Source organism: Flagellimonas sp. (assembly GCF_965215805.1).
GTDB lineage: Bacteria > Bacteroidota > Bacteroidia > Flavobacteriales > Flavobacteriaceae > Flagellimonas.
In genome coordinates, this window is the sequence record NZ_OZ244124.1 from 910155 (window position 1) to 934013 (window position 23859).

Sequence of the window (23859 nt, forward strand, 5' to 3'; positions counted from 1 at the left end):
CCCCAAAATTTTCAACATTCGATGTTGAAACATGAACTAAGAAAAAAGTATAAAAACCTGAGATTGGACATGAGTCCGGAACAAATCTCAGCGTCGAGTATCATTCTAGCAAATCATGTACTAGAAATCCCAATTTGGGATTTTTTTTATTTCCATACTTTCCTAAGCATTGAGTCCAACCAAGAAGTTGATACTGTTCCACTAATCACCCTGCTCCAAGGCCGGGACAAGAACGTGGTTGTCCCCAAAGTAGTTTCCAACAATTCCATGGAAAATTATCTCCTTACCGACAGTACCGCGCTTAAACTGAGCAAATGGAACATTCCAGAACCTATAGACGGAATCCCCGTCCCAGAAAATAAAATAGAAGTGGTGTTTGTGCCACTGATGGCCTTTGACCTTAAGGGAAACCGAGTGGGCTACGGTAAGGGGTTCTATGATAACTTCCTCCGCAAGTGCTACGCTAAAACCGTTAAAATTGGCCTGTCTTTATTTGAGGCCGAAGATTCCATCCAAGATGCCCACGAAAATGATGTGGCTCTGGATTACTGCATCACGCCAGAGAAAATCTATAAATTCTAGTCTGAAGTTTCGTCCTTCTGCTTTTTAGGGAAAGCTTTTTTGTTGAAAACAATCAGGACACCTACACCCGTACTTATAGCGGTATCGGCAATATTGAAAACGGGCTCAAAAAAACGGAATCGGTTGCCACCAACCCATGGAACCCAATCGGGCCAGGTACTATCGATCAAAGGAAAGTATAGCATGTCCACAACCTTTCCATGAAATATCCTGCCATAGGGATCATCTGAGAAAAGGGTGGCCACTTGGCCATGGCTGTCGTTGAATATAACACCGTAAAAAACCGAATCTATAATATTCCCTACCGCCCCGGCAAAAATCAGTGACACGGCCAAAATCAAGGTTTTGGGCGATTGCTTTCTTATAATATCCCAAAGCCAGTATCCAATTCCAGATATGGCAAAAAGTCTAAAAATGGTCAAAATCAATTTTCCTGTAGATTCCGATATTGGAAGAAAATCGCTGAGTTTGGTTCCCCAGGCCGCTCCTGAGTTTTCAATGAAATAAATCTTGAACCACGAAAAAATCTCGTGCGATTGTTCATACAGGAAATTGGTCTTGATATATATTTTGCTGATTTGATCTACGATCAAGACCAACACAATGATTATTAGGGACTTCTTTAGATTCATGCCTTCAAAAAGAGATTGCGCAAAAGTAGGGATATTATTTTGTTTTCTTAAGTTGTATGGTGCCTTCCACTGAGCTTAAAATGTACTTGTTACTCCCTATTGGGATTTCCTCTTTTATGACCTGTCCATAGGTAGATGCTGCCTGAAAATCTCCTTGGGATGCCCTTACCAGAATATCTCCTTTTTGGGTTTTGACATCCACATATTCCCTCACATTGTCCAACCTACATGTTCCGTTCGCCAATTTCACTTCCAATTTTTCATAGCTCCCAAGGACATCAACATTGCTGCTGGTGCCGTAAAGGGACACATTCCTATATTCTGGGACAATAATCTCTAAAGCAATAGAGATTACCTTATGGGCACTCAATTTATCGTTGGGGTTGGTAAAGTTGGGATGAAATCCGGTGCCAATTAGCATGGTTGCCCCTTTTTCTTCCAAGGTTAGCAGCAAATCCTTGGCATATTCACCTTCCATTTGGGCCGCAACATAAACTTCATCCGTTTTGGCTGTTTGAAGGGTAACCTGATAGCAGAAATCAGCATTGATCTGGATAAATTCAATATCCGAATCCAACAGCGCTTTCTTGATTTCCTTTTGCCCATGGAGATTGGACAATCCAAACAAGCCCAATAAAATAAACAGGAATCTCATAAACAAAAAACGCCCTAAGGCGTTTTTCTATTTCTGCATGTTCTTGGCCTCTATGCTCAGCGTGGCATGTGGAACAAGCTTTAGTCGTTCCTTATTGATCAATTTGCCAGTGACCCGGCAAATTCCATAGGTTTTATTTTCTATACGCAACAAAGCGTTTTTTAAATCGCGGATAAACTTCTCTTGACGAATGGCCAATTGGGTATTGGCTTCCTTGCTCATGGTCTCGGAGCCTTCTTCAAAGGCTTTGAAAGTGGGGGAAGTATCATCCGTACCATTATTGCCATCATTCATATAAGAGCTTTTCAGCAACTCCAAATGCTTTTTCGCCTTTTCAATTTTTTCCTCGATCAACGCTCTGAATTCCTCAAGGTCTTTATCAGAATATCTTACTTTTAAATCTTGCGCCATTTCTAGTGTTTTTGGATAAACAATTTTGTATTCACTTCGTCAAAGGCAATTGCTATGCCTTCCTCTAAATTCTCTTCAAAATTCAGTTGGGCGGTCAGCGTTTCTGTCTTGATGTATTCCTCATTACTGGAAACCGCCTGTTCCACCAAACCGTCTTTTAATATTTTGATGTCAATCTTATCGGTCACTTCAAAGCCAGATTCTTTTCTAAGATTCTGAATTCTATTGACCAATTCCCTCGCAATACCTTCTTTTTTAAGGTTTTCGTCTATGGTAATGTCCAAGGCAACCGTCAAAGCACCTGAGCTTGCCACCAACCAACCTTCAATATCTTGCGAACTGATCTCTACATCGGTTAACTGTAAAATAATATTTTTATTTTCCAATGCAAGCATTAATTCGCCTTCTCGCTCAATTTTTTGGATTTCTTCCTGTCCCAACTGGTTTACAGCTGCCGCAATCGCCTTCATGTCCTTGCCAAACCGAGGGCCCAAAACTTTAAAGTTAGGCTTTATTTGCTTTACCAAAATCCCCGAAGCATCATCCAACAATTCAATCTCCTTGACATTCACTTCGGACTTGATCAAGTCAGAGACCGCTTCAATACTTTCTTTTTGGTCAGCATCCAAAACGGGTATCATCACCTTTTGCAAAGGTTGACGCACCTTAATCTTCTCTTTCTGACGTATGGACAGCACCAAGGAAGATATCTTTTGTGCCAATTGCATTTTCCGCTCCAGTTTCTTGTTGACCATATTGGGGTCAAAAACAGGAAAATCTGCCAAATGCACACTTTCAACCTCTTCTTTTTGGGTACTATTGTCCAAATCCTTGTACAAACGCTCCATATAAAACGGGGCCACAGGAGCAGAAAGTTTTGCTACAGTGGTCAAACAGGTATACAAGGTCTGATAAGCAGAAATTTTATCCTGTTGGTAATCCCCTTTCCAGAAACGTCTTCTGCTCAAACGTACGTACCAGTTACTCAGGTTCTCCTGTACAAAGTCAGAAATCATTCGGGTAGCCTTTGTGGCCTCATAGTCAGCATAAGCTTCATCCACTTTTTCAATCAACGAATGCAGCTCTGACAGGATCCATTGATCGATTTCTGGCCGCTCTTCCAACGGAATGTCAGCTTCAGAATAGGTAAACCCGTCTATATTGGCATACAGTGCCATAAAGGAATAGGTGTTGTAAAGTGTTCCGAAGAATTTTCGTTTCACCTCAACTATTCCCTCAATATCAAATTTAAGATTGTCCCAAGGGTTGGCATTGGAAATCATATACCATCGTGTAGCATCTGCTCCATGCTTGGGCAATACCTCAAAGGGGTCCACTGCATTGCCCAATCGTTTGGACATTTTTTTGCCCTCTTTGTCCAGCACAAGCCCGTTGGATACCACATTTTTATAGGAAACGGTATCAAAAACCATGGTCGCTATGGCATGCAATGTATAGAACCATCCTCGAGTCTGGTCTACTCCTTCTGCAATAAAATTAGCTGGAAAAGCGACTCCGTCATCCACCAGTTCCTTGTTCTCGAAAGGATAGTGCCATTGTGCGTAAGGCATGGAACCACTATCAAACCAAACATCAATCAAATCGGATTCCCGTTTCATGGGTTTCCCAGAAGGAGACACCAATGTAATCTGATCTACAATGTTTTTGTGTAGGTCTATCTTTTCGTAGTTGGCTTCACTCATATCGCCTACCACAAAATCCTCAAAAAGGTCTTTCTCCAAAACCCCGGCTTCCATGGCCTTGGCCATTTCTTGTTTTAGCTCTTCAACAGAGCCAATAATCATTTCCTCTTGGCCATCGTCTGTTCGCCATATGGGTAACGGAATCCCCCAATATCGGGATCGGGAAAGGTTCCAATCGTTGGCATTGGCCAACCAGTTCCCAAAACGACCTTCACCTGTTGCCTTGGGTTTCCAATTAATGGATTGGTTCAGCTCAAACATACGGTCTTTAATGTCCGTTACCTTAACAAACCACGAATCCAAAGGATAATAAAGTACCGGTTTATCAGTCCTCCAGCAATTGGGATAACTGTGCAGATATTTTTCAACCTTAAAGGCCTTGTTCTCTTCTTTTAGTTTGATGGCAATCTCAACATCCACTGATTTTTCAGGTGCCTCACCATCGTCATAGTATTCGTTCTTGACGTATTTGCCTCCCAATTCCTTCATCTCGGGTCTAAACCTTCCTTGAAGGTCTACCAATGGAACCGGGTTGTTATTTTCATCCAAGACCAACATGGGCGGCACAGGCGGGGTAGCTTGTTTGGCAACCAGGGCATCGTCCGCACCAAAGGTGGGAGCCGTATGCACTATTCCTGTACCATCTTCCGTAGTAACAAAATCCCCGCTAATTACCCTAAAGGCATTTTCAGGATTTTCATAAGGTAGGGTGTAATCCAACAACTGCTCGTACTGAATTCCCACTAAATCCTTCCCTACAAAACTTTGACCTACTTGATATGGTATCTTTTTGTCTCTTGGGTTATAATTGGCAAAGTCATCTTCGCTTTCGGCTTCAAAAAACTTTCCTGCAAATTGTTTTCCAACCAAAGCTTTTGCAAGCACTACGTTGATGGGCTCAAAAGTGTATTGGTTAAAACTCTTTACCAGAACATACTCAATCTTTGGCCCAACGGACAAGGCCGTATTGGATGGCAAGGTCCATGGGGTAGTGGTCCAAGCCAAGAAATGGATGTCTCCCTCTACATTTTTCAGGAAATCTGGAAGCGATTCTTTTTTGGCCTTGAACTGTGCCGTAACCGTGGTATCCGTAACATCTTGATAGGTGCCCGGTTGGTTAAGCTCGTGGGAACTTAATCCGGTACCTGCCTTGGGCGAATAGGGCTGTATGGTGTACCCTTTATAAAGGAGGCCTTTGTCATATATCTGCTTCAACAACCACCAAACGGATTCCATATACTTGGACTTATAGGTGATATAGGGGTCATCCATATCTACCCAATAACCTACCTTCTCGGTCATTTCATTCCACACGTCGGTATAGCGCATCACCGCTTTCTTGCAAGCAGCATTATACTCTTCAACTGAGATTTTTTTGCCTATATCCTCTTTGGTAATGCCCAATTCCTTTTCAACGCCAATCTCAATGGGCAGTCCATGGGTATCCCAACCGGCTTTACGCTTCACTTGGTAACCTTTCATGGTCTTGTACCTGGGAAAAATATCCTTTATGGTCCTGGCCATTACATGGTGGATTCCTGGCATCCCATTGGCAGAGGGTGGGCCTTCGTAAAAAACGTAGCTTTCCTTGCCTTCCCGTGTGGAAACACTTTTCTCAAATATTTCGTTGGCTTTCCAAAAATCCAAAACCTCTTCGGACACCTTAGGTAAATCCAATCCCTTATATTCCGCAAACTTCATATGTACTGCTACTTCTTCTAGAATTCCAAGTTTGCAAAATTAAAAATTTAGATGGAATAACTGTTGCTTAAATGAGGGTTTTAAATGCTTTAAGTTGCTTAACCTAAATATGATATGTTGCTCTGATCCAGTTCTTTTAAAATTTATATCTTGACAGCTTTAACACTAAACCATTATAATATGACAAAAGTAGTAATTGGGGTCATGGCCTTGACCCTGTCCATGTCCGTTTTGGTATCATGCAAAGAGGCCGCAGACAAGGCTAAGGAAGCGGCTGAAGAAACGGAACAAAGCTTGGAAGAAGCTGGTGACAACTTAAAAGATGCCGCCAATGACGCCATGGATGCCGTGAAGGAGGCTGGTGAAGATGTGAAGGAAGCTGGTGAGCAAGCCTTGGACAGCATTAAAAAAGCCGGTGAGGAAACCATGGACAAAGCAAAAGAAATGGGCGATGACCTGAAAAAGGCGGCGGAAGATACCAAAGAGGCTTTGGATCATTAAAAAATCAAGCTCCAACCAAATACTCAGCCCCGATTATTCGGGGCTTTTTATTTTAGAAGTTATAGCCCAACCCCATGATAAAATTTGTGCCTGGGGCAACAATTCCTGAGGAATAGGTTCGGTAGCGTTGGTTGGTCATATTCTCCAAGCTCAGTGTAGCTTTTAAGGCATTGGTTATTTGATACTGTGACCTAAAATTTAATGTGTACCAGGATGGGCTATACGGGTTTCCATTTTCATCCACAGCATAAATATAGGACTTGCTCCGTTCGGATAAGGCTAAATCGTTATACCCAATTTCGCCGTTATAGTTGAGGAAAAAGTCGGCTTTCAATTTCTGGTTTTGCCAAATCAAATGGACATCGCCAAAGGTGGGAGCGGCATGCCGAGCGGCACTTTCCTCCCCAGTATCGTCTTCCTCTGTCCCCTCCGTAATGGTCAAATTGCTGGCAATGGCCCAGTTCTCATTTAAAAATGCCTCAAGTCCCACTTCCACACCATACACATACGCTTTCGCAGCATTTTGAATGGCCTGCACGGTACTTAATTCCCCATTGTAGATAATCTCGCTTTCTCCGTTGAAGGTAAAATCCCGTCTTACCAAGGCATCAACCAAATAGGTGTAAAAGGCGGCCCCTTTGAATACTATTTTATCTTGGACATTTTTCCGAATCCCCAATTCCATATTGTAGGCATATTCGGGTTCCAATTCAGGGTTGGGAACCACTACAGCCCCCGGTTCAGAATCAAAGACTTTTCCAATATCATCAATGTTGGGCGCTCTAAATCCTGTAGAGCCGTTTAAGGTAATCTGTAAATCGGCCTTTGGAAACCAGCTAAATCCCACGCTGCCAGTAAGCGCTCCCGTAATCAAATCAGCCTCATCAAATGGAAAAGGATAAAAGGTTTTATCAAACTGGGCATCCACCCAAACTTGGCTATACCGTGCCCCGGAAAGCAGGGTAAAATTGGGCATCAATTTATACTCCCCGTTAATGTAGCCAGCAAAGGTCTGCCAAGTGGCCCCATCAGGATATCGGGAGGCCGCAGCCGAAACCACATCGGTTGTAATATTGGTCTGGCGTCCTTCGGAATGTACTTTGTTGAAAATATATTCTGCCCCATAATACAGTCTGAGGTCTCCAATTTTTTTGTTTTCAAAGTCCAGGCTAACGGTAAGGGCATCCACCTTTTCCGTGGTGGTAAAGCGGTCTACAGCTTGAAAATTCCGATTGATCCTGCTTTCTTCAAAAAACTGGTAGGCGGTAGTGAGCTTTACCCCATCATAAAATTTGTTCTTTCCCTGTTTGGTGACTTGAAAATTGCCCATAAACCACTTTTGCGGGCCATATTGCCATTCAGCTGAACGCAGTCCATCACCTGCATCATTGGGTCTAATCAATCTGTCATATCTGGAAAACTCCGAGGTTTCCGAGTAATGAAGTCCCAAATCGTAGTTCCAAGTGGCATTGGGCTTATAGGTGAATTTTTGCAGTAAATTGATTTGATCATATCCTGATGTCACCTGTTTTCTTGGATCGTTATTTTCCCGAAGCACGTCCATCCCGTTTTCCCGAACCACAAATTGGTTCCTTAAATAGGAATCTGGCCCGCTTTCTCCCATAACCAAGTCATCAAAATTGTTGTAGGTGATACTGGTGAAAGATGCCCAATGTTGTTGCCCAAGATTCAAATCCACATGTGCCGTGTTCTCGTTATTGGCTGTTGCAAAGCGATATGTGGCGTTGCCCGATACGGTAAGACTGTCCGTAAACGAAAATCTGGGATTTCTGGTAAAAAAGTTCATGACCCCTCCCATGGCGTCACTTCCATAAATTACCGATCCAGGACCAAAAATCACTTCCGTATTTCTGATGGTAAAAGGGTCTACCGAAATAACATTCTGTACGTTCCCGCCTCGAAAAATGGCGTTATTCATCCGTACGCCATCCACGGAAAGCAATAATCTGTTGGTGGCAAAACCTCTTATCATGGGGCTCCCTCCACCCAATTGACTTTTCTGCACAAAAACCTTTCCACTGTTTTGTAGCAAATCGGCAGAGGTCTGCGGATTGGTAAAAGCTATGGTTCTGGCATCAATGGATTCAATCTTTTGGGGAATATCCTTTTTTTGTTGCTCCCATTTGGATACGGACATGACCACTTCCTGCAATTCTTCAGGTTTCAAACCCAAATACACACGATTCCCCTTTTTCCCAATTTTTGCACGGGTGGTCACCAGCTCCTCATAACTGATATGTCGAAAGGTGATGCGTTCCTTGGCATCGAAAATATCCAGGTTGGCCTTCCCGTTTAAATTGGAAACGGAGGTTTTGGATTTATCCTTATTAAAGATGGCAATATTGGCCACGGGATTTCCTGTATCAGCATCCAAAACAGTGATTTCTTGCGAAAAACCAGAAAGGGAGGCCATAAGGAAAAGGAGGACAAAACCAATGTTGCGCATACTACTCAAAAACTGCATTTAAAACGGCCAGAGACTTCGGTTTTCTAAATCCGTGCAAATGTAATTCAAAATACAGAATAACTTTTTTTAGCAATTCCTGTCTTTGGTGCCGGTTCATTTGTATCGCTTGAAGTGCATCAAAATTTATGCCCAAGAGCGTTTTGAAATGGACAATTTCATCTCCCTGAATCGTGGGGTTAAGGGAAGGAGCTTTGACAAAACTCCCTTCCAATAAGTCAAAGTAGGAAGCCTTTAAAAAGGAAGTATCGGGATAGAACCCTAAAAACTTAGTGAGGTTCAATAAAAACAAAAGATGAAAACTGGGTGGGGGAGCATTTTCATCCAACCAATGCAAGGTGTACTCCAAGTAATTGAAAAGCGCCTTGTCCTCTTCTTGTTCTTGAATGCTATTTCCCAACATTTCAGCCAAAAAAAGCACCAAACTATTCTTGATGATATCGGTATGAAGTGTCTTATAAGGCACCGCTACTTTTACCTCTTTGATGCTTTCCAAAGTGCCCTTGTTTTTGTGGTTGGCCACAATCTCCAACTGCATCAAGGGTAAGAAATAAGCGGCTTTCAATTTTCCCCTTTTCGAGCTGAGCACTCCTTTGAGCAGATAGGATTTTAAACCATCGGACACGGTAAAGGCCTTAACGATAAGACTGGTATCGCCATATTTTATGGAAGAAAGTACAATGGCCTTGGTGGTTACCTGCATCTGAACAACGGGATTGGTCCAATATAAAAAAAGTGGGCGATTGACCAACAACCGCCCACTCTGATTTTATGGAATTGGAATCTGTGTTTAGATAACCCCCTGGGCCAACATGGCATCGGCTACCTTCACAAATCCAGCAATATTGGCTCCTTTTACATAGTTGCAATAGCCATCCTCTTCTTTTCCGAATTCAATACAGGAATCGTGAATGTCGCCCATGATCCCCTTCAAACGCTCGTCCACTTCTGCCCTAGTCCAGCTGATTCGCAAAGAATTCTGTGACATTTCCAAACCTGAGGTGGCCACACCCCCGGCATTGGACGCCTTACCCGGTGCAAACAGGATTTTGGCATCATGAAACGCATGAATAGCTTCTGGAGTGGAAGGCATGTTTGCCCCCTCGGCAACAGCAATACAACCATTTTTGATCAAGGTGGCCGCATCATCCCCATTCAGCTCATTTTGAGTGGCACAAGGTAGAGCTACATCGCAGCTTACTTCCCAAGGTGTTTTGCCCTTGTGGTATTCTGCTGATGGGTACTTATCCACATATTCAGAGATTCTTCCCCTTCGGTTATTCTTCAAATCCATGACGAAGGCCAATTTGTCTTCATCAATACCATCCTTATCGTAGATATATCCTCCTGAATCTGAAAGTGTCAATACCGTTCCGCCCAAGTGCATCACTTTTTCAGCGGCAAACTGGGCCACGTTCCCTGAGCCGGAAATCACCACCTTTTTTCCTTCAAAAGACTGGTTTTGGGTCTTGAGCATGCTATCCGCAAAGTATACGGTTCCATATCCGGTTGCTTCCGGTCTGATCAGGGATCCACCCCAAGAACGACCTTTCCCGGTCAACACCCCGGTAAACTCGTTTCGTATCTTTTTGTACATTCCAAATAGGAATCCAATTTCACGGGCGCCCACTCCAATATCCCCTGCGGGAACATCTGTGTTGGGGCCAATATGTCTGTTCAATTCCAGCATAAAGGCATGGCAAAAACGCATGACCTCATCATCCGATTTCCCCTTCGGATCAAAATCCGAACCTCCTTTACCACCTCCCATGGGAAGTGTGGTCAAACTGTTCTTGAATACTTGTTCAAAAGCAAGGAACTTTAGGACACTGGCATTCACCGTTGGGTGGAAACGAAGTCCTCCCTTATAAGGGCCAATGGCCGAGTTCATTTGAATTCGGTATCCCCGGTTTACGTGAATTTCTCCACTATCGTCAACCCAGGCTACTCGAAAGGATATCAAACGCTCTGGTTCCACCATTCGCAAAAGGATATTTTTGCCATGGTAAATATCGTGTTTGACAATGTAAGGGATAACCGTTTCGGCCACCTCTTGTACCGCTTGGATAAACTCAGGTTCATGTCCATTTCGGGCAATCACCTCATCCATAAATGCTTTGATTTTTGCTTCCATATAACGGATTTCAAGTTTAATTTCCCCGATTTCGATTTCGGAGAATTTTAACAAATTAGGAATTAGAGGGCAAAATTATACTATTTACATAATTCAAATAGCCTTTTTCTGAAAATTTTTCAAAATTGGCTATCCTATCGCCTGTTCCAGGTCCGCTATAAGATCGTTTACATCCTCAATACCCACGCTCAATCTGATCAGGGCATCCACCACTCCACTTTTTTCGCGTTCCTCTTTGGGAATACTGGCATGGGTCATGCTTGCCGGATGGCCCGCCAAACTCTCAACCCCACCCAAAGATTCTGCCAGCGTAAATACTTCCAATTTTTCCACAATTTTAATGGCATCCTCATAACTGCTTCCTTTGGTGATAAAGGATATCATGCCACCAAAACCGTCCATTTGTGATTTGGCAATGTCATGATTGGGATGGTTCTCAAAACCAGGCCAGTACACCTTTTCAATTTTTGGATGATTGACCAAAAATTCAGCAATGGCCTGTCCGTTTTCGCAATGGCGCTGCATACGCACATGAAGGGTCTTTATCCCACGAAGAGTCAAAAAACTGTCCATGGGTCCACATACCGCTCCGCTTGCATTCTGAATAAAATAAAGCTGATCCGCCAAGGCTTTGTCCTTAACCACCAAGGCCCCAACAACCACGTCGCTATGCCCTCCCAAGTATTTGGTGGCCGAGTGCATTACAATATCCGCTCCCAAATCCAATGGTCTTTGCAAATACGGAGTGGCAAAAGTGTTGTCCACTGCCAAAAGCAAATTGTGCTTTTTGGCCAACTCGGAAACTGCTTTAATGTCTATGACGTTCATCATGGGGTTGGTAGGGGTCTCTACCCAAATCAACTTGGTCTTTTCATTGATTTTGGCCTCAATGGCCGCTGGGTCTTGCATTCCTATAAAGTGGAAGGTAATCCCGTACTTCTCAAACACCTGCTTGAACAAGCGATAACTTCCTCCATACAAATCATTGGTGGATACCACCTCGTCACCTGGGTTGAGTAATTTGATCACCGCATCCATGGCCGAAAGTCCACTTGCAAATGCCAAACCATAGTTGCCGTTTTCAATACTGGCCAGTGCATTTTCCAAGGCTGTTCTCGTAGGGTTTGCACTTCTGGAATATTCATACCCCATATGCCCACCAGGTGTGGATTGGGCATAGGTAGATGTTTGGTAAATTGGGGGCATTACGGCCCCATAGGCCTTATCAGGTTGCTGTCCCCCGTGAATCGTTTTGCTATTGAAATTAAGTTCTCTTTTGCTCATTGTATATTAGTCTGCTGCAAATGTATTGTTATCTTTTGGAGTAATCAATGAAGTCTTATTTTTGAAGTCCATAAACCCCTTATAATGAACAAGTCCATTTATCTACTCCTGCTTTTATTGCTTTCCCTTGGTTGCGAAAATGACCATAAACTTACTTTTGAAACCCAGCAGCTGGAAGGCGAATCCTGCGATGATTGCCCAGAGGTTCAGATATCCTTGCCAAAGGCCTTGGATGAAACCATTTTGGCAGAGGCCATTAATACTGCCTTGGAGGAAGAAGTTATAGCCATACTCGCTTGGGACGAGGATAAAGAAATTGAAACAATGGAAGATGCCATCAATTCTTTTTCAGGGAGTTTCAAGGAGCTTAAGAACAAATTTCCTGATGAAACTGTGGGATGGGAAGCCAAGATCAATTGCGATGTGGCTTTTGAGAACAAGTCTATTCTGACTTTGGTAATGAATGCATACACTTTTACCGGAGGTGCACACGGATATAGCGCCGTAACCTTCCTTAATTTTGATAAAATCAAGGGACAAGAAACGGAACAGTGGGAACTTTTTGATGATGAAGAAGGTTTTGTGAACTATGCGGAAACCAAATTTCGAATCCAGGAAGATGTCCCTCAAGACACAAACATAAATGGCACGGGATTTATGTTTGAGGGCGACCATTTTCATCTCTCTGAAAATCTGGGCTATACCCAGGATGGCATACAGTTAATATACAATCAGTATGAGATTGCCTCTTATGCGGATGGCCCAAAAATCCTGACCATACCCTTCGCTGAAGCCAATAAATACCTGAAACGCCCGGTAAAAAAATAGAGCTTATGCTCTTAAGGCCTTTTGAAGGGCCAAGATAGCCCCGAGATGTATCCCATCGTGAAAAGTCAAAAATGAAATGGCATCCTCTACGGTTTCAAGACCAACTTTTGGAGTGGTCATATAGGGCTCAAAATTGGTAAACAAACCTTCCGAATAGTCTTTCTGTAACTGCTCCACGGTACTAATAAGGTATTCCGAGACTTTACTGAATTCCGATTCGGATGGTAAAGCTTCAGGTACAGTTCCCTTCCTGTACTTGTCTATCAGTTCTTCTTCAATACCAAATCCCACCCCACTGAGCTTATAAATCAACAATTGTTGTGTAACCATGGCATGGGCAATGTTCCACCAGATATTGTTCTTAAAACCATTTGGAATTCGAAACAAATCTTCTTTCGGGGTCTGGTCCAAAAAGCGTTTGAAGATGATCCGGTTTTTAAGGAGGATGTCAAATTGTTTTTCCATTTAAGGGAAATGTTTCATTTTTAACATATCTATAAATATAAATATGTAAATGTTTCATAGCTTTGTTAAACAATACTTATAGCAAGGTATTATTTTTTTGTTTTATAAATCGATATTTATGAATATCTAAATGTGAAATGTATGGAAAACTGTTTAAGCTGTACTTGCATAGAGCAACCCGTCAAGATATCGTTCCGACAAGTATTAAATGAACGTATCACAAAATTTCTTACGTCCTTTACCCTGGATGGTGCAGAGGACAGGTCAAAAATCAAATAAAGCAGATTTAGCATGAAAACAATTGGGATGATTGGGGGAATGAGTTGGGAATCCTCCAAAATTTATTACCAGCATGTCAATCAAATGGTCAGGAAAGGCTTGGGTGGTTCCCATTCGGCCAAAACCGTCCTTACTTCCGTGGATTTTGATGAAATAGAGCAGTTTTCCTTCTCAGGGGATTGGGATAAAATTGGCGAATCCATGGCAAACGAGGCCGCAAAATTGGAAAGAGCCGGCGCCGATATGGTGGTACTTTGCACCAACACCATCCATTTGGTGAGTGACCATATCACCAATTCAGTTTCCATTCCTTTTCTGCACATTGCGGACGCCACTGGAGAGGTAATCCAAAAAAAAGGTTTGAAAAAAGTGGCTCTCCTAGGTACTAGGTTCACCATGGAAAAAGACTTCTATACCAAAATCCTTAAGGAAAAATATGGTTTGGAGATTCTGGTTCCGACCAATGCCGAAATGGACACCCTTCAATCCATTATTTATAACGAACTGGTCAAGGGAGTCTTTACGGAAGCGTCCAAAAAGCAGTGCTTGGAAATCATTGCAAAATTAATTGGCCAAGGGGCGGAAGGCATAATTTTGGGTTGCACAGAATTGCCCATTCTTATCCCGTCGGAAGAAATAGCGGTTCCATCTTTTGATACCACTAAAATACACGCCCAGAAAGCAGTGGATTTTGCGCTGTCTTAATTTCAAATGCACGACCTTTGATTGAATTATTGGATAATTATAGATTCCTATGTTCTTGGGAATCACAACTCTGAAAAATGAAAAAAATATACCACCTAGGAAGCTGCTCTACCTGCCAACGTATCCTTAAAGATTTGGAACCATTGGATGGTGTTGTACTGCAAGAGATAAAATCGGAACCCATGACCGCTGAGCAAGTGGAACAGATGGCACAATTGGCTGGGAGTTACGAAGCGCTTTTCAGCAGACGGGCCATGTTGTTCAGGCAAAGAGGGCTTCATGAACAAAAACTCACGGAAGAAGACTATAAAAATCTGATTTTGGAACATTACACCTTTCTAAAAAGACCGGTATTGCTCTTGGAGGATCAAATTTTTGTTGGAAATTCCAAAAAGGTGGTAGAAGCCGCCAAAGCAGCGCTACATTCATGAACAAACGTACCCTAGCTTTATTGGCCGCCTTGGGGGCTACCACCATCTATGGTCTTAACCATACCATAGCCAAGGGAGCCATGCCCGACTACGTGGGCCCATATGGGTTTATCATGTTGCGCTTGGGGGGTGCTTCCATCCTTTTTTGGGCCATTTCATTTTTGGGACCCAAACAGCGTATTGAAAAAAAGGACTGGTTGCGCATTCTGGCTTGCTCCCTTTTAGGGATGGCCATTAATATGCTGGCCTTTTTCAAAGGATTACAATTGTCCACTCCCATCAACAGCTCGGTGCTGGTGACCATCACCCCCATTATTGTGGTGGTGCTATCGGCCTTGTTCATTAAGGAAAAAGTGACTTTGAACAAGGGATTGGGAATCTTCCTTGGTTTTGTTGGGGCTTTGGGGCTGATTTTATTTGGGGCTGAAATCCGACAAGATGCACCCAATATTCCCTTGGGCAATATCCTTTTTGTACTGAACGCAACGGTATATGGTTCTTATTTGATCTTGGTAAAAAAGCTGCTTGAAAAGTACCATCCCTTTACCTTGATGAAATGGCTTTTCACAATCGGGTTTGTAATTGCCTTTCCAGTGACCTACCCAGAATATTCCGCAATTGAATGGGCTACTTTACCACTGTGGGTATATGGGGTAATAGCCTTTGTGGTTATCGGTACCACCTTTATGACCTATCTATTTAATGTGTTTGCCCTAACTCAATTGAGAGCCTCAACGGTAGGTGCCTTTGTATATTTACAGCCGCTTATCGGTATCCTGTTTGCGCTGTTTTCTGGCAAGGATCAATTAACAACCGTCAAAATTCTTGCGACGGTCTTGGTGCTTTTGGGAGTATATTTGGCCAGTAGAAAACCTAAGGCAAGTCCTTAGGAACTTTGGCATACTTTCGGGTATCCTCCTTGGTCAATACCCTAAAATCCGATGCTTTTTCCTGACTTTTGAAAACTTCCAAAACTTCATTGGGGAGTGCTGTTAGTTTTCGGGTTTCCATATTGATCCAAGAAAAAAGCATCTCACAATGCGAGAGGTGTTTTCCATTGCTGTCGTAGAAATTGTGATGGAATTCCACAAACATGCCATCCTCGCTCATACCCTTGAGTTCCAAAGAAACCTTAATGGGTTTTCCGGGAAAGACTTCCTTAAAATAGTAGATATGCTCATAAAACACCACTGGACCAATGCTGTATTTTACAAACTCCTTGTGCCCAAAGCCAATTTTGGTCATGTAGGACATTCGGGTGTGACTCATAAAATTGATATAAGCCGAATTGGCCAAATGCCTGTTGGCATCCAAATCGTTCCATCGTACCTCGAACTCCTTAAAAAACATAAGCTGATTATTTGTTATGCATGCATAATATTTGTAAAATTACCATACTTTTCAGAAATGGGTCCCATCTGAAGGCACAATTAACCTTAAATTTAAAACTCCAAGAAAGTTATCATGAGTCAGAAAGCTGAATTTATCCAAGATTTAAGTTTGCCTGCCATTGCGGCACCCATGTTTCTAATTTCCGGGCCTCGCTTGGTAATCGAGTGTTGTAAAAATGGGATTGTGGGTACCTTCCCTGCTCTTAACCAAAGAACCAGTGAAGGTTTTGAGGAATGGCTCATCGAAATTAAATCGGAACTCAAAAAATTTGAAGAGGAAACGGGTAAAAAGCCCGCTCCTTTTGGGGTCAATCTAATTGTGCATCCCACCAACCCTAGATTGGAGGCCGATGTGAAACTCTGCATGAAACACAAGGTTCCCTTGGTCATTACCTCCCTTGGTGCGGTAAGCATGGTAGTCAACGCCATTCACAGCTACGGTGGTCTGGTATTTCATGACATCATTAAAAAACGGCATGCCGAAAAAGCAGCTGAAGCAGGTGTGGACGGTCTTATTTTGGTCTCAGCAGGAGCTGGAGGACATGCTGGAAACATCAACCCTATGAGTCTGGTGGCAGAAGTGAAAAAAATGTTCGATAAAACCATCATCCTTTCTGGCTGCATCAGTACAGGCAAGGATATTGCCACGGCCATGCAAATGGGGGCCGATTTGGCCTATATGGGTACGCGTTTTATCAATACGGAAGAAAGCAAGGCTCCGGAAGAATACCGCAAGATGATCATTGAAGCGGGGGCAAGCGATGTGGTTTACACAGCAGCTATATCAGGCGTACACGCCAACTTTTTGGCAGCCAGTTTAAAAGCCGCGGGTATTTCTGAGGAAGATTTGAAAAAAGACCACAAAATTGATTTCGGGAAAGAACTGGATACCGAAGCCAAAGCTTGGAAGACCATCTGGTCTGCCGGGCAGGGGGTTACCACCATAGACAATGTGCTCCCCGTTTCGGAACTTGTATCAACTTTAAAATCAGAGTTTAAAACCGCTATTGAGGAACAGGCCCAATTGCTGGAGCGCTACCCCAAGTACTAAGCGCATTTCTTACTTTTCTTTTGTATTTTGGGTAGACCTAAAACCATCTGAAGAAACATGTACATTAAAAGAAACATAAGCTGGGCGCTTATCTTAAGGTTTGCCTGGAGAAAGTTGATTTTCTTTACCGTCTACGCCTCCATTGTATTTTATCTCTATTATTTTTTGAACTGGACCCATATCGATATTCCATTTGAGCCCATTTCAGTAATAGGTATTGCTGTTGCGTTTTACATCGGTTTTAAAAATAGCCAGAGCTATGATCGCTTTTGGGAAGCCCGAAAAATATGGGGCGGTATCGTAAACTATTCAAGAACATGGGCCAACAACGTTTTGAGTCTGGTGGAAAATGACCGCGATGCCCAAATTGTTCTTATCCATAGGCACATTGCTTGGATCAACGCTTTGCGGATTCAATTACGGCAGCCTACCAGCTTTTCCAAAAAAGAAAATCGAGCTGTGGAACGATTGTTTGATCGCCATGGCGAAAGAAATCCTGTTTGCAGCGGAATGGATCATTTATTGGGGCCTCAAGAAGTGGATTCCATTGAAAATCGTAAAAACGTAGCCACGCATCTTGTGAAAAAACAGGGGCTCCATCTAAAAAAGTTGTTGGCTGAGGGCAAAATCACTGAATTCGACAAACAAATCTTTCATGGCAATCTGGAGGAAATGTATAACCTTCAGGGCAAGTGCGAACGAATCAAAAACACTCCATTTCCCAGACAATATGCCTATTTCAGTACCGTTTTCACCTGGATATTTTTACTGCTACTCCCTTTTGGTTTATTAAACGTATTTGCAACGGAACTCAGGGAACTAGAGGTAGGCAACAATTGGTGGTATATTGTTTTGATGATCTTTTTTTCCATTCTAATTTCCTGGATTTTCTCCACCATGGAGAGTGTGGGCAGTAACAGTGAGGATCCCTTTGAAGGCCGTATCAATGATGTTCCCATGACTGCCTTATGCAGGACTATCGAAATTGACCTAAGGGATATGTTGGATGAAGAAAACCTGCCTCCAAAAATCCAACCTATGCACAATATTCTGTATTAATGCCGCAGGTTTCCTCCACTTATAAGCCATCGCTTTTTTTTAGAAATGGGCACTTGGCCACTATCTACAATGGTCTTTTTAGAATAGTGAAAGGCGTTGCCCAAAAAAGGGAGCGAATTACACTTTCTGATGGGGATTTTTTGGATTTGGACTGGAGCTATGCTCCAAATACTTCCCAAAAACTGGTGGTTTTGTTGCATGGCTTGGAAGGCGACGCGCAACGGCCCTATATCACGGGGAGCGCCAAGCTGTTCAACACCAAAGGATTTGATGCTTGTGCAGTTAATTATCGGGGATGCAGTGGGGAGCCCAATTCAAAATATCGCTCATACCATAGCGGGGCCACTGAAGATTTGAAGGAAGTTCTTGATCATATATTAACAACCAAGAACTATGAGAATATTTATCTAAAAGGTTTTAGTCTTGGCGGCAATCTAGCCCTCAAATATCTGGGAGAGGGCAATGTGATTCCAAAGGAAGTCCACGCTGCCGTTGCTGTATCTGTACCCTGTAGTTTGCAAAGTTCTTGCGAAAAGTTGTTGACGTTTGAAAATATTCTATACGCCAAAAGATTCAAAAAACATTTGATCGCCAAGCTCAGGCAAAAGCAAAAAATGTTTCCCCATTTAATTTCCAATCCGGATATAAAGGCCATAAAGACGTTAAAGGATTTTGATGATATCTACACCAGCAAAGCGCATAATTTTAAAGATGCGCTGGACTATTATACCCAGTGCAGTTGCCTGCAATTTTTGACTTCCATTCAAGTTCCCAGCCTGATCATCAATGCTGCCGATGACTCCTTCTTGGGCCCAAAATGTTATCCTTATGCGGAAGCCGAACAGAACCAAAACATCCATTTAGAAATTCCTAAACATGGAGGACATGTCGGCTTTTGGGCTCAGAACGGAACTACCTATACCGAAGCCAGAGCCTTGGAGTTTTTTAATTCATACTAACTGCAACTACCTGGATAGTTGTTATAGACGTCAAAATAAAGGGGTAAAAAGTTCTCCGCTATTTATATATCTTAGTAGCTGCAAATTCAACTAACTACAACACAATCTACTGAAATGAAAAAAATACTCCTGTTTTTATGTTTAGCTGCCTTCGTAGCAAGCTGTGGTGGAAAGAAAGAAGAAAAGAAAGACGGTTTTGAAGTAAGTCGTTCCAAAGCCGAGGACAAAAAGGCGGATACTAGCGAAGGTGTTCCCGTGGACTTGGACAACAAAGGTGTGGGCCCCATTAAAGAACTTACTTTCCCAGATGAGATTGATCAAGAAATGGCAGCTCGTGGAGAGGCTAGTTTCAATTCCATCTGTGTGGCTTGCCATATGGTAGATCAGCGCATGATCGGCCCGGCCATGAAAGGTGTTTACGAGCGCAGAAGCCCTGAGTGGGTCATGAACATGATGCTCAACCCTGATGTTATGCTACGGGAAGATCCCATTGCAAAGGCTTTGTTGAAAGAATATAACAATGCCATTATGCTCAACCAAAACCTGACCGAGGAACAGGCTCGGGATTTGGCGGAATACTTGCGCACACTTTAGGCGCAAGATCGATATAGGTAACGGTTCCCAATTATTGGGAATTCGGTTTGGTATTTCTAAACTTTCTATTGGAAAGGATTTAGTGGTTCACTTAAGATATTCTAACACATGAAAACCATTCTGCTTGCATTTGTTAGCTGTCTCTTTTTTAATGCCCTCCACTGTCAAAGTTTATTGGGAGCTTGGGAGAATGTGTACACCAATGAAGAAGGACAGGACATAAAAAATGTGGTCATCTTTTCCAAAGGATTCCAAGTAGCCGCTTGGTATGATGCCAATACAGGAGCCTTTATCAGCACCAATGGTGGGGGATGGGAATTAAACGGCACTGTGTTGACCGAAACGGTGGAATTTGACACTAAAAATCCGGACAGGGTCGGAACCCAAATCAGTTTTGAAATTGTTTTGATGCAAGATTCCCTTAAAGTAAAAGATGGCGAGCGCACATGGAATAGATTGGACGATGGTGCTCCTGGTGCGTTAGCTGGAGCATGGCTCATGTCTGGGAGAAAAACAGATGGAACGTTACGGCACCGTGACACCAACAGGCCAAGAAAAACCATGAAAATTTTATCCGGCACCCGTTTTCAATGGATTGCTTATAATACCGAAACCAAACAATTCATGGGAACCGGAGGCGGAACTTATACTACCGTTGACGGGAAGTACACGGAAAATATCAAATTTTTCTCCAGGGATAACACTCGGGTTGGGGCAAGCCTAGAGTTTGAATTTGACCTAAAAAATGGTGATTGGCACCATTCAGGATTCAGTAGCAAGGGTGCACCCCTTTATGAGATTTGGAGTTTACGAAAGCAATGAAAATCAATCTTAACATAAACGTAATTGATGTCATCAAAACGCCCAAGACATTAATCCTTTGGTTGTTTTTATGGGTTCTGCCATTCCATTCCTTTTCGCAAAGCGAAGAAAAAACAGCGTCCCATTTTGTGGCCCTATACACCCTTGGTGAAAACTGGGATACGGAAAAAGAACCTCACGAACAAGCGTACTTTAAAGAGCATTCTTCCTTTTTGTCCCAACTGCGGAAGGAAAAGAAAATCTCTGTGGGAGCACGCTATAGTGATACAGGAATGTTGATTATTCTTGGTAAGGATCTTCAGGAGGTGACAGACATGCTTCATGCGGATTTGGCCATTCAACATAAACTTTTTAAGCTGGAAATCCATCCCTTTGCTCCCTTCTACAAAGGATGCATTGAATAGCCTATGAACGGACCCTTAAGTCTGATTTAGCCCTATGAAAATTCAGTTCAAAAAAAGAAAAGGCAAAGCCAGTATACTCAACTGTATTAGGGAAGATGGCAGTGTTACTTGGTCCCAAATACATCCAAATTTTGAAGTCCATGACCTTGCCCATTTTGCCGTGGAAACCGTTTTGGACTTTAAAAAGGCCTTTTACGGCATGCTGTCCGATGGGTTCAATATTGAGGATTTTGAATTGCCACGGGATAAAAGACCTGAAGCGTTGGTTCCTGCAAACCTTCCTCCTGAATCGTTGCAAACCGAGCACCTAGTGAACCTGTTGTTAACTAACCTTCAATCTGGCGGGGAGCATATGGATCTTATCCCAACCCTAAAAGAAATTTTGACTCGGGAAGGTTTACCTTATCCCCATGGTCTTAACACGGATTCCTTAGCTAAAATTCAACAATCCCTAAATGACTTGTTAGCTCAATGGAATGCCTTGGGTGAGGGTGAAACATTGGAATTGACCTTCGTCAAGTAATTATATGCTAAATGTTTGTCAAAACGCTGGGCGGTAACATTCAAAACGGTTAATTTGATTCCTTATTTAAATGCATATGATAACCAAGAAACCTCTCGTCAGTACTTTGGTGCTGCTCCTTTCCCTATTTTTATGTAACCCAATGAGTGCACAGGAAGAATTACCGTATCACGAAATTCCAGATTATCCCGAGGACTATAGTCCTGGAAATGTTGCCGCCCGAATGATAGATGGTCTAGGCTTTCGATACTATTGGGCCACCCAAGGTCTAACCCAAAAAGACCTGGAATACAAACCTTCGGAAGATGGCAGGGCCTGCATAGAGACCTTGCGCCATATTCACGGTATGTCCAAAATGATCTTGAATGCAGCAGATGCTACACCCAATGTTCGAGTGGAAAATCCGCCAGAGCTTTCCTTTGAAGAGCTTAGGAGGGAAACCTTGTTGAACCTAAAAGCCGCCAGCACCAAAATGCTTGGGAAACAGGCTAAGGATTTTGAAGCAACAGGCGTAGTTTTTCAACGTGGTGATCAAGAGTCCAAGTATCCTTATTGGAATTTGATCAACGGGATGCTATCGGATTGCATTTACCACGCCGGTCAAATTACTCTAATGCGCCGTGCGTCTGGTAATCCCATTCACCCAAAGGTTAGTATGTTCAATGGCAAATTGAGGGATTAAACCCTATCCGCAACTACCTTATAAGTTGGATCTTCAAGGACGTTAACTTCAATGATGTCCTCTGCGTTTTTCAAAAGGCGAATACAGTCCTTGCTCAAATGTCTTAGGTGTACTTTTTTACCCGCTTTGGCATAACGCTCCGTGATTTTGTTTAAGGCTTCAATACCTGACATGTCTGCCACACGGCTTTCCTGAAAATCTATAATTACCTCTGACGGGTCGTTCTGTACGTCAAACTTTTCAGCAAACAAGGTGGTGGATCCAAAGAAAAGTGGGCCATAGATTTCATAGTGTTTAACTCCATCTTCATCTACATGTTTTCTGGCTCGAATGCGCTTGGCATTCTCCCAAGAATAAGCCAAAGCCGAGATAACAACCCCCAATAAAACCGCAATGGCCAAATTATGGGTTATGGCTGTGATCAAAGTCACCAATACCATTACAATCACATCAGAATTGGGCATTTTACGGAAGGTTTTAAAACTGGCCCATTCAAAAGTTCCAATGGCAACCATAAACATAAGCCCAACTAAGGCGGCCATGGGCAACCGCTCAATAAGACTACTTCCAAACATAATAAACACCAAGAGCATTACTGCCGCGGTGATTCCTGAAAGCCTTGCTCTAGCACCAGAGGAAGTGTTGATCAAACTTTGACCGATCATGGCACAACCCCCCATTCCAGATAGGAAACCAGAAAGTATGTTTGCCGTTCCTTGAGCTACGCACTCCTTGTTTCCACTACCTCGGGTTTCGGTAATTTCATCAATAATGTTCAAGGTCAGCAAGCTCTCAATTAAACCTACTCCAGCAACAATTGCGGCATAGGGAATGATAATTAGGAACGTGTCCATGGTCAATGGTATTTTGGGAATGGACAAGGGTGGGAATCCCCCTTTGATACTCTCTCCTTCCTGCATGGTGTCAGCAACCGTGAGAGTATCAATCCCAAAACCGATAACGATGGCAGAAACCACAATTATAGCCAACAAGGAGGACGGAACTGCCTTGGTCAACTTGGGAAATCCCCAAATAATGAGCATGGTAAGCAAAGTCAATCCCAACATGGTGTAGAGTGCTGATCCAGACAAGAGATCGCTAGTTCCCTTCACATAGAAATTTGGGAATTGGGCCATAAATATGATAATGGCCAAGCCATTGACAAACCCGAACATCACCGGATGTGGTACCAAGCGAATAAATTTTCCCAATCGTAGTACTCCTGCCAATATCTGTATACCTCCTGCTATGATCACAGTGGCAAAAGTGTAGTTCAAAATGGTGGTTGGGTCTATTCCAGGAAAGGTCTGTTTAAGCTCCAAGATCAAGCCTACAAAAATTACGGCTACTGCTCCTGTAGCCCCAGAAATCATACCTGGACGACCGCCCAAAATGGAAGTCACCAAGGCTAAAACGAACGCAGCGTACAATCCTGTCAAGGGAGAAAACCCAGGAATCAAAGCAAAGGCAATGGCTTCGGGTACCAAAGCCAAGGCAACGGTCAATCCGGAAAGCACTTCCGTTCGGTAGTTTACCTTTTGTGAAAAGTCGAAAAGATTGAGATACTTTTTCATAGCT

Annotated in this window: 25 protein-coding genes; 14 read left to right on the forward strand and 11 right to left on the reverse strand. The window is 42.9% G+C overall.

Going from position 1 to position 23859, the window contains the following annotated elements; genetic code table 11:
• Nucleotides 1-21 precede the first annotated feature (21 nt).
• Nucleotides 22-582 carry a 5-formyltetrahydrofolate cyclo-ligase gene (locus ACOOE0_RS04030; protein WP_420401191.1) on the forward strand — a complete coding sequence of 187 codons (561 nt, stop codon included), beginning with the start codon at nt 22-24 and terminating at the stop codon, nt 580-582.
• Here ACOOE0_RS04030 and ACOOE0_RS04035 read toward each other — a convergent pair.
• Genes ACOOE0_RS04035 through ileS form a run of 4 tightly spaced genes read right to left on the reverse strand, consistent with a single transcriptional unit; the run spans nt 579 to nt 5684 of the window.
• Nucleotides 579-1214, reverse strand: a complete 636-nt coding sequence (locus ACOOE0_RS04035; RefSeq protein WP_420401192.1) for a lipoprotein signal peptidase — start codon at nt 1212-1214, stop codon at nt 579-581. The two genes, ACOOE0_RS04030 and ACOOE0_RS04035, sit on opposite strands and share 4 nt — an antisense overlap.
• A 34-nt stretch (nt 1215-1248) precedes the next feature.
• Complete coding sequence (locus ACOOE0_RS04040) at nt 1249-1869, reverse strand: hypothetical protein (protein WP_420401193.1); 621 nt, start codon at nt 1867-1869, stop codon at nt 1249-1251.
• Between the two features lie 27 nt (nt 1870-1896).
• A complete protein-coding gene (locus ACOOE0_RS04045; RefSeq protein WP_138837316.1) occupies nt 1897-2280 on the reverse strand; it encodes a TraR/DksA family transcriptional regulator in 384 nt (127 codons plus the stop codon).
• A gap of 2 nt (nt 2281-2282) precedes the next feature.
• On the reverse strand, nt 2283-5684 hold the full coding sequence (ileS, locus tag ACOOE0_RS04050; RefSeq protein WP_420401194.1) for an isoleucine--tRNA ligase: 3402 nt from the start codon (nt 5682-5684) through the stop codon (nt 2283-2285).
• A 180-nt stretch (nt 5685-5864) separates the two neighbouring features.
• Here ileS and ACOOE0_RS04055 point away from each other — a divergent pair, with 180 nt between their 5' ends.
• On the forward strand, nt 5865-6185 hold the full coding sequence (locus ACOOE0_RS04055; RefSeq protein ID WP_420401195.1) for a hypothetical protein: 321 nt from the start codon (nt 5865-5867) through the stop codon (nt 6183-6185).
• Between the two features lie 52 nt (nt 6186-6237).
• Here ACOOE0_RS04055 and ACOOE0_RS04060 read toward each other — a convergent pair whose 3' ends face one another.
• From ACOOE0_RS04060 to ACOOE0_RS04075, 4 genes are all read right to left on the reverse strand, one after another.
• On the reverse strand, nt 6238-8670 hold the full coding sequence (locus ACOOE0_RS04060; RefSeq protein WP_420401196.1) for a TonB-dependent receptor: 2433 nt from the start codon (nt 8668-8670) through the stop codon (nt 6238-6240).
• Entirely contained in the window at nt 8654-9373 is a 720-nt protein-coding gene (gene recO / locus ACOOE0_RS04065; protein WP_420401197.1) for a DNA repair protein RecO, read from the reverse strand. The genes ACOOE0_RS04060 and recO overlap by 17 nt, the downstream gene beginning before the upstream one ends.
• 87 nt (nt 9374-9460) lie before the next feature.
• Nucleotides 9461-10804 (reverse strand): NADP-specific glutamate dehydrogenase, encoded by a 1344-nt coding sequence (gene gdhA / locus ACOOE0_RS04070; RefSeq protein ID WP_420401198.1) that lies wholly within the window; start codon nt 10802-10804, stop codon nt 9461-9463.
• A 129-nt stretch (nt 10805-10933) separates the two neighbouring features.
• Nucleotides 10934-12088, reverse strand: coding sequence for a cystathionine gamma-synthase (locus tag ACOOE0_RS04075; RefSeq protein ID WP_420401199.1), 1155 nt, complete (start codon nt 12086-12088; stop codon nt 10934-10936).
• An 84-nt stretch (nt 12089-12172) separates the two neighbouring features.
• On the opposite strand from ACOOE0_RS04075, the gene ACOOE0_RS04080 reads away from it, so the two are divergent.
• Nucleotides 12173-12916: a PdaC/SigV domain-containing protein gene (locus tag ACOOE0_RS04080; protein WP_420401200.1), complete on the forward strand. Its 744-nt coding sequence runs from the start codon at nt 12173-12175 to the stop codon at nt 12914-12916.
• 3 nt (nt 12917-12919) lie between these two features.
• Here the strand turns inward: ACOOE0_RS04080 and ACOOE0_RS04085 are convergent, their stop codons facing one another.
• Nucleotides 12920-13381 (reverse strand): DinB family protein, encoded by a 462-nt coding sequence (locus ACOOE0_RS04085; RefSeq protein WP_420401201.1) that lies wholly within the window; start codon nt 13379-13381, stop codon nt 12920-12922.
• Between the two features lie 291 nt (nt 13382-13672).
• Between ACOOE0_RS04085 and ACOOE0_RS04090 the strand changes: the two genes are divergently transcribed.
• From ACOOE0_RS04090 to ACOOE0_RS04100, 3 genes are all read left to right on the forward strand, one after another.
• On the forward strand, nt 13673-14365 hold the full coding sequence (locus ACOOE0_RS04090; RefSeq protein ID WP_420401202.1) for an aspartate/glutamate racemase family protein: 693 nt from the start codon (nt 13673-13675) through the stop codon (nt 14363-14365).
• A 77-nt stretch (nt 14366-14442) separates the two neighbouring features.
• A complete protein-coding gene (locus tag ACOOE0_RS04095) occupies nt 14443-14796 on the forward strand; it encodes an arsenate reductase family protein (protein ID WP_420401203.1) in 354 nt (117 codons plus the stop codon).
• Nucleotides 14793-15686 carry a DMT family transporter gene (locus tag ACOOE0_RS04100; protein WP_420401204.1) on the forward strand — a complete coding sequence of 298 codons (894 nt, stop codon included), beginning with the start codon at nt 14793-14795 and terminating at the stop codon, nt 15684-15686. The genes ACOOE0_RS04095 and ACOOE0_RS04100 overlap by 4 nt, the downstream gene beginning before the upstream one ends.
• On the opposite strand, the gene ACOOE0_RS04105 is transcribed toward ACOOE0_RS04100, so the two are convergent.
• Nucleotides 15670-16146, reverse strand: a complete 477-nt coding sequence (locus ACOOE0_RS04105; RefSeq protein ID WP_420401205.1) for an acyl-CoA thioesterase — start codon at nt 16144-16146, stop codon at nt 15670-15672. The two genes, ACOOE0_RS04100 and ACOOE0_RS04105, sit on opposite strands and share 17 nt — an antisense overlap.
• A 114-nt stretch (nt 16147-16260) precedes the next feature.
• Here ACOOE0_RS04105 and ACOOE0_RS04110 point away from each other — a divergent pair, with 114 nt between their 5' ends.
• The 8 genes from ACOOE0_RS04110 to ACOOE0_RS04145 all read left to right on the forward strand — a co-directional run bounded on the left by ACOOE0_RS04110 (nt 16261) and on the right by ACOOE0_RS04145 (nt 22281).
• Nucleotides 16261-17238, forward strand: coding sequence for an NAD(P)H-dependent flavin oxidoreductase (locus ACOOE0_RS04110; protein WP_420401206.1), 978 nt, complete (start codon nt 16261-16263; stop codon nt 17236-17238).
• A gap of 57 nt (nt 17239-17295) precedes the next feature.
• A complete protein-coding gene (locus ACOOE0_RS04115) occupies nt 17296-18297 on the forward strand; it encodes a bestrophin family protein (protein ID WP_420401207.1) in 1002 nt (333 codons plus the stop codon).
• On the forward strand, nt 18297-19256 hold the full coding sequence (locus ACOOE0_RS04120) for a YheT family hydrolase (protein ID WP_420401208.1): 960 nt from the start codon (nt 18297-18299) through the stop codon (nt 19254-19256). Before ACOOE0_RS04115 ends, ACOOE0_RS04120 begins: the two co-directional genes overlap by 1 nt.
• A 114-nt stretch (nt 19257-19370) precedes the next feature.
• Nucleotides 19371-19850 carry a c-type cytochrome gene (locus ACOOE0_RS04125; protein WP_420401209.1) on the forward strand — a complete coding sequence of 160 codons (480 nt, stop codon included), beginning with the start codon at nt 19371-19373 and terminating at the stop codon, nt 19848-19850.
• A 108-nt stretch (nt 19851-19958) separates the two neighbouring features.
• Complete coding sequence (locus ACOOE0_RS04130; RefSeq protein ID WP_420401210.1) at nt 19959-20672, forward strand: membrane or secreted protein; 714 nt, start codon at nt 19959-19961, stop codon at nt 20670-20672.
• Nucleotides 20669-21076, forward strand: coding sequence for a hypothetical protein (locus ACOOE0_RS04135; RefSeq protein WP_420401211.1), 408 nt, complete (start codon nt 20669-20671; stop codon nt 21074-21076). Before ACOOE0_RS04130 ends, ACOOE0_RS04135 begins: the two co-directional genes overlap by 4 nt.
• Before the next feature lie 34 nt (nt 21077-21110).
• Nucleotides 21111-21599 (forward strand): hypothetical protein, encoded by a 489-nt coding sequence (locus ACOOE0_RS04140; protein ID WP_420401212.1) that lies wholly within the window; start codon nt 21111-21113, stop codon nt 21597-21599.
• A gap of 76 nt (nt 21600-21675) precedes the next feature.
• Nucleotides 21676-22281, forward strand: coding sequence for a DinB family protein (locus ACOOE0_RS04145; RefSeq protein WP_420401213.1), 606 nt, complete (start codon nt 21676-21678; stop codon nt 22279-22281).
• Here ACOOE0_RS04145 and ACOOE0_RS04150 read toward each other — a convergent pair.
• Nucleotides 22278-23855 carry a SulP family inorganic anion transporter gene (locus tag ACOOE0_RS04150; RefSeq protein ID WP_420401214.1) on the reverse strand — a complete coding sequence of 526 codons (1578 nt, stop codon included), beginning with the start codon at nt 23853-23855 and terminating at the stop codon, nt 22278-22280. The two genes, ACOOE0_RS04145 and ACOOE0_RS04150, sit on opposite strands and share 4 nt — an antisense overlap.
• Nucleotides 23856-23859: the final 4 nt, after the last annotated feature.

Excerpts from the sequence above, each read along its gene's own strand:
- ACOOE0_RS04030 (WP_420401191.1), top strand. The coding sequence starts at position 22 with ATGTTGAAACATGAACTAAGAAAAAAGTATAAAAACCTGAGATTGGAC.
- ACOOE0_RS04035 (WP_420401192.1), bottom strand. The coding sequence starts at position 1,214 with ATGAATCTAAAGAAGTCCCTAATAATCATTGTGTTGGTCTTGATCGTA.
- ACOOE0_RS04040 (WP_420401193.1), bottom strand. The coding sequence starts at position 1,869 with ATGAGATTCCTGTTTATTTTATTGGGCTTGTTTGGATTGTCCAATCTC.
- ACOOE0_RS04045 (WP_138837316.1), bottom strand. The coding sequence starts at position 2,280 with ATGGCGCAAGATTTAAAAGTAAGATATTCTGATAAAGACCTTGAGGAA.
- ileS (WP_420401194.1), bottom strand. The coding sequence starts at position 5,684 with ATGAAGTTTGCGGAATATAAGGGATTGGATTTACCTAAGGTGTCCGAA.
- ACOOE0_RS04055 (WP_420401195.1), top strand. The coding sequence starts at position 5,865 with ATGACAAAAGTAGTAATTGGGGTCATGGCCTTGACCCTGTCCATGTCC.
- ACOOE0_RS04060 (WP_420401196.1), bottom strand. The coding sequence starts at position 8,670 with ATGCAGTTTTTGAGTAGTATGCGCAACATTGGTTTTGTCCTCCTTTTC.
- recO (WP_420401197.1), bottom strand. The coding sequence starts at position 9,373 with ATGCAGGTAACCACCAAGGCCATTGTACTTTCTTCCATAAAATATGGC.
- gdhA (WP_420401198.1), bottom strand. The coding sequence starts at position 10,804 with ATGGAAGCAAAAATCAAAGCATTTATGGATGAGGTGATTGCCCGAAAT.
- ACOOE0_RS04075 (WP_420401199.1), bottom strand. The coding sequence starts at position 12,088 with ATGAGCAAAAGAGAACTTAATTTCAATAGCAAAACGATTCACGGGGGA.
- ACOOE0_RS04080 (WP_420401200.1), top strand. The coding sequence starts at position 12,173 with ATGAACAAGTCCATTTATCTACTCCTGCTTTTATTGCTTTCCCTTGGT.
- ACOOE0_RS04085 (WP_420401201.1), bottom strand. The coding sequence starts at position 13,381 with ATGGAAAAACAATTTGACATCCTCCTTAAAAACCGGATCATCTTCAAA.
- ACOOE0_RS04090 (WP_420401202.1), top strand. The coding sequence starts at position 13,673 with ATGAAAACAATTGGGATGATTGGGGGAATGAGTTGGGAATCCTCCAAA.
- ACOOE0_RS04095 (WP_420401203.1), top strand. The coding sequence starts at position 14,443 with ATGAAAAAAATATACCACCTAGGAAGCTGCTCTACCTGCCAACGTATC.
- ACOOE0_RS04100 (WP_420401204.1), top strand. The coding sequence starts at position 14,793 with ATGAACAAACGTACCCTAGCTTTATTGGCCGCCTTGGGGGCTACCACC.
- ACOOE0_RS04105 (WP_420401205.1), bottom strand. The coding sequence starts at position 16,146 with ATGTTTTTTAAGGAGTTCGAGGTACGATGGAACGATTTGGATGCCAAC.
- ACOOE0_RS04110 (WP_420401206.1), top strand. The coding sequence starts at position 16,261 with ATGAGTCAGAAAGCTGAATTTATCCAAGATTTAAGTTTGCCTGCCATT.
- ACOOE0_RS04115 (WP_420401207.1), top strand. The coding sequence starts at position 17,296 with ATGTACATTAAAAGAAACATAAGCTGGGCGCTTATCTTAAGGTTTGCC.
- ACOOE0_RS04120 (WP_420401208.1), top strand. The coding sequence starts at position 18,297 with ATGCCGCAGGTTTCCTCCACTTATAAGCCATCGCTTTTTTTTAGAAAT.
- ACOOE0_RS04125 (WP_420401209.1), top strand. The coding sequence starts at position 19,371 with ATGAAAAAAATACTCCTGTTTTTATGTTTAGCTGCCTTCGTAGCAAGC.
- ACOOE0_RS04130 (WP_420401210.1), top strand. The coding sequence starts at position 19,959 with ATGAAAACCATTCTGCTTGCATTTGTTAGCTGTCTCTTTTTTAATGCC.
- ACOOE0_RS04135 (WP_420401211.1), top strand. The coding sequence starts at position 20,669 with ATGAAAATCAATCTTAACATAAACGTAATTGATGTCATCAAAACGCCC.
- ACOOE0_RS04140 (WP_420401212.1), top strand. The coding sequence starts at position 21,111 with ATGAAAATTCAGTTCAAAAAAAGAAAAGGCAAAGCCAGTATACTCAAC.
- ACOOE0_RS04145 (WP_420401213.1), top strand. The coding sequence starts at position 21,676 with ATGATAACCAAGAAACCTCTCGTCAGTACTTTGGTGCTGCTCCTTTCC.
- ACOOE0_RS04150 (WP_420401214.1), bottom strand. The coding sequence starts at position 23,855 with ATGAAAAAGTATCTCAATCTTTTCGACTTTTCACAAAAGGTAAACTAC.